This is a genomic window from Vulcanococcus sp. DEBay_Sum22DG08_74, from assembly GCF_017852955.1.
In the GTDB taxonomy this organism is placed as follows: domain Bacteria; phylum Cyanobacteriota; class Cyanobacteriia; order PCC-6307; family Cyanobiaceae; genus Vulcanococcus.
Map to the genome: position 1 here is coordinate 1 of NZ_JAFMKL010000148.1, position 3,351 is coordinate 3,351.

General features: G+C 62.6%; 3 protein-coding genes and 1 pseudogene. All 4 read right to left on the minus strand.

The window, feature by feature from the left end; translation table 11 throughout:
* Positions 1-274, minus strand: a pseudogene (locus tag QZ184_RS10860) (asparagine synthetase B); the annotation flags it as partial.
* A 13-nt stretch (positions 275-287) separates the two neighbouring features.
* The gene (locus QZ184_RS10865) at positions 288-1,406 is read right to left on the minus strand and encodes an aspartate carbamoyltransferase (RefSeq protein WP_296419611.1); all 1,119 of its coding nucleotides are present in this window, start codon (positions 1,404-1,406) and stop codon (positions 288-290) included.
* 189 nt (positions 1,407-1,595) lie between these two features.
* Positions 1,596-1,820 carry a hypothetical protein gene (locus tag QZ184_RS10870; protein WP_296419612.1) on the minus strand — a complete coding sequence of 75 codons (225 nt, stop codon included), beginning with the start codon at positions 1,818-1,820 and terminating at the stop codon, positions 1,596-1,598.
* A gap of 2 nt (positions 1,821-1,822) precedes the next feature.
* Entirely contained in the window at positions 1,823-3,262 is a 1,440-nt protein-coding gene (locus tag QZ184_RS10875; RefSeq protein WP_010316019.1) for an urea transporter, read from the minus strand.
* Between the last annotated feature and the right edge of the window lie 89 nt (positions 3,263-3,351).

Here is a 3,351-nt window from a genome sequence, read left to right on the forward strand (position 1 = left end):
TCCGCTGAAAGTCATAGAACTCGCCGTTATGGGCCATCAGGACCCGGGCGCCGGCCCCCGCCTCTGCGCTCAGGAAGGGTTGACGGGCCCGGGTCTCATTCAGATCAATGATCGAGAGGCGGGCATGACAGAAGCCCACGCCGGCTTCATCCAGCGTGCGGTAGCCAAAACCATCGGGACCGCGATGCTCCTGGATCGCAGCCATGTTGACCAACAGCTGCGGGTCAACGGGCTGATCCGCCCTGGTGCTGAAGACCCCACCAATTCCACACATCCCTTCGTCCTCCTCAGATCACATCCATGACCCGGTTGGTGCGGTCCACCATGCAGGTCAACAGAGCCATGCGCAGGAAGACCGCCCCCCGGGCCTGACTGAAGTACCAGTTGTGGGGGGTGTCATCGAGGCAAGTGCTCAGTTCCGGCCCACGGGCCAGGGGATGCAACACGATGGCGTCCGGCTTGTAGGGCAGATCCCGCGTCAGCCGAAAGCTGTTGCCGTGGACCTCATAGCTATCGCCCACCCAAGCAATGGCGTTGATGTAGATGACATCCAGACCGGGGATCTCGCCCTGCAGGTCTCCGGTGCAGCGCACCTTCAGACCCGCCTGCTGCAACTCCTCCAGCTGGCCGCGATCAAAGAGGTCCTCTCTGGCGTCGTTGGCCGGGTCATGGATGAGGACCAACTCCTCCACCATCTGCGGGAATTTCGCCAGGATCCGCAGCAGTGAGCGAACCGTGCGCATGCGGCTGGGGATGCCAACGATGCCGATGCGCGCCCGCTGATCCTCGGGGACCTCAGGGGACGCCAAGGCGGGGCGCCACTTGAGCATCGTGTAGAGGTCGGCCATTGCCTGGGTGGGGTGTTCATCAATGCCATTGCCGGCATTGATGATCGGAATCCGCAGGGTGTCGGTCATCGCATAGATGGCCTGGGAGTCGGTATCGCGCAGAACGATGCAGTCGCCGTAGTTGTTGAACATGTGGGCGACGTCTTCCAGCGACTCCCCCTTCGCCAGGCCCGTCGTGGCGCGGTCGGTGATGTTGATCGAATCGCCGCCCAGACGGTGCCAGGCGCTGTCAAAGGACAGCCGCGTGCGGGTGCTGGGTTCGTAGAAGGCGTTGATCAAAATCTTTCCCTTCAACGGCGTGTTGTGGGCCGTATAGCGATCGGGATTGCTCTCAAACTTGGCCGCCAGACGAAACAACTGCAGCAGGGTCTCGGGCCGGAAGGGCTGAATCGAGATCACGTGCTGCCCCACCAGATCCTGGAGCGCCTCGCCGTCCTCTTGAATCGCCCCCAACAGGGCCTGGGGAGAGGCTGCGCCAAAGACATCCGGCCCCAGTGGATCAAAACGCACGGGTGCGTCAGCGCCGGTACTCGTCGTGACGGAGTGGAGTGCAGTCATAGCGATTAGGGGACCCAGGCCCACTGCTGCAGAACGCTGCGGCGGAATTGGTCGCACTGAGTCTCAAACCAAAATCCACCCTGCCACATCACTTTCTCCAAGTTCAAGTTGCTTAAAACGGGGCAGATTTGCGTAGCAACGGCTACACAAACGCCACTCTTCTTGCCATGGGGCATGCAAACAAAGGCGTTACCAGACATCGCCGCGCCTCCATTCGTTCCACCAAATCAGCAGAAGAACCAGCACAGAAAGCGCCAACCCCGCCACACTTCCATAAATCACCAGGCGCAACAGCGGTAGATCCACCAGCCAGCGCGGGGATTCCGTCGACTGCGCCGCTCGGGCGGCGGGCAAGGCGAGAGCCAGGGCTGCCGCAGCAAGGGCAACACGGGTTTTGAGCGACCAACGTTTCATCCCTATCCCTCCTTCAGGGTCAACCAGTTGAAACGCTCCGGCTGGAGCTGGGTACCGACGGCCATGACCACTGCGGACACCGCCGCAGACAGCAGAGCTGCGCAGTAGGGAGCGATCAGGAAATAGGCGCCTAAGCCCACGGCGCTGCCTGAGACCATCGCCGCAATCGCCGCCCAGCGGTTGGCGCTAGGCCAGTAGAGCCCGTAGGCCACCGGCCAAATCGTGGACGCCACCAGGGCACCGGTGAAGAACAGCACAGAGGCCAGAGAGTCGAGCCGCGGCCAGGAGAGCAGCAGGGTCAACAGCCCCAAACCCAGCACCACCAAGCGGGTGGCCTGCCGCAACTGGGCATCACTCAAGTTGGGGTTCAGCAACTTGAAGACCACGTCCTCCGCCACCAAATCCGCCGTCGACGCCAAGAGGGAATCCAGGGTGGAGGTCAAGGAGGCAAAGACCACCACAAACACCAGCGCTGCACCACCGGCGCCCAAGAGCTGGGAGGCCACCACCGGGAAGAGCATGTTCACCTGGGGCAGATCCACCGCCTGCGCGAGCGCCACCAGGCCGATCGAACCGGTCACCAGCGGCACCGTCATCCAGGCCAAACCGCCCAGCACAAACGAGGCAAACACCACGGAGGCGCGGCTGGAGAAGACCCGTGACCACCAGATGTTGTTGTGAAACACCTCTCCCATGGAGAAGAGGGCGGAGTTCCAAGCAATCAACAAGCCAGCGGGCAACAGCAAATTCAGGCGCTCTGGATGCTGCGCCGCCAGTTCCCGGTGGAGCTCCTGCACCGGGAACTGCTGCAGGGCAAGAACAGCGACCAACACCAGCAAGCCCATGATCAGCAGGGACTGAATGAAGTCCGTTCCCACCACGGCGCGCATGCCGCCATAGAGGGTGTAGATCGTGGAGACACCGATGACGACAACCATCCCGAGCCGATAGTCGAAGCCGGAGAGGGCCTCCAGCAGGATCCCGGCCCCCATCGCCTGGGTCACCAGGAAGCCCAGGGTGTAGATCGCCGTGATCACCATGAAGACCCACCAGGCGGCTCGGCCATAGCGCAGGCGGATGAAGTCGCCGCTGGTGCGCCCCTTGGGCATCAGCGTTTTGATCCGCAGAGCCAAGGGTGCAAACAGGACCAGGCCCAGGCCGGCCAGGGCATAGCTGAACATCCCCCAGAGACCGTTGCGATAGCCGAACTCAGGCGCCAGCAAGGTGGTGTTTCCGGTCACCCAGGACGCCATCAAGGTGGCTGTGCTCAGGGCCAAACCGATGTTGCGGCCGGCCAGCATGTAGTCATCGGCATCGCCAGAACCCCGGCGTCCCCAGGAGACCCCAAGGGCGATCCAAAGGACCGAAAAAATCACCACCAGGGCCCAGGCGATCCCGGGGGCCAAGAAGGGTTGAACAGCAAGCGTGGGGCTGAACACCATGGCTTAGCCCTCCCCCCAGGGATCACGGCCGCGCCAATGGAGATGGCCCTGAATCACCATCACGGTGGTCGCCAAGGTGACGACACCGC

What these genes read in the sequence shown, in the direction of transcription:
- QZ184_RS10875 (WP_010316019.1), bottom strand. Translation starts at nt 3,262, where the DNA reads ATGGTGTTCAGCCCCACGCTTGCTGTTCAACCCTTCTTGGCCCCCGGG.
- QZ184_RS10870 (WP_296419612.1), bottom strand. Translation starts at nt 1,820, where the DNA reads ATGAAACGTTGGTCGCTCAAAACCCGTGTTGCCCTTGCTGCGGCAGCC.
- QZ184_RS10865 (WP_296419611.1), bottom strand. Translation starts at nt 1,406, where the DNA reads ATGACTGCACTCCACTCCGTCACGACGAGTACCGGCGCTGACGCACCC.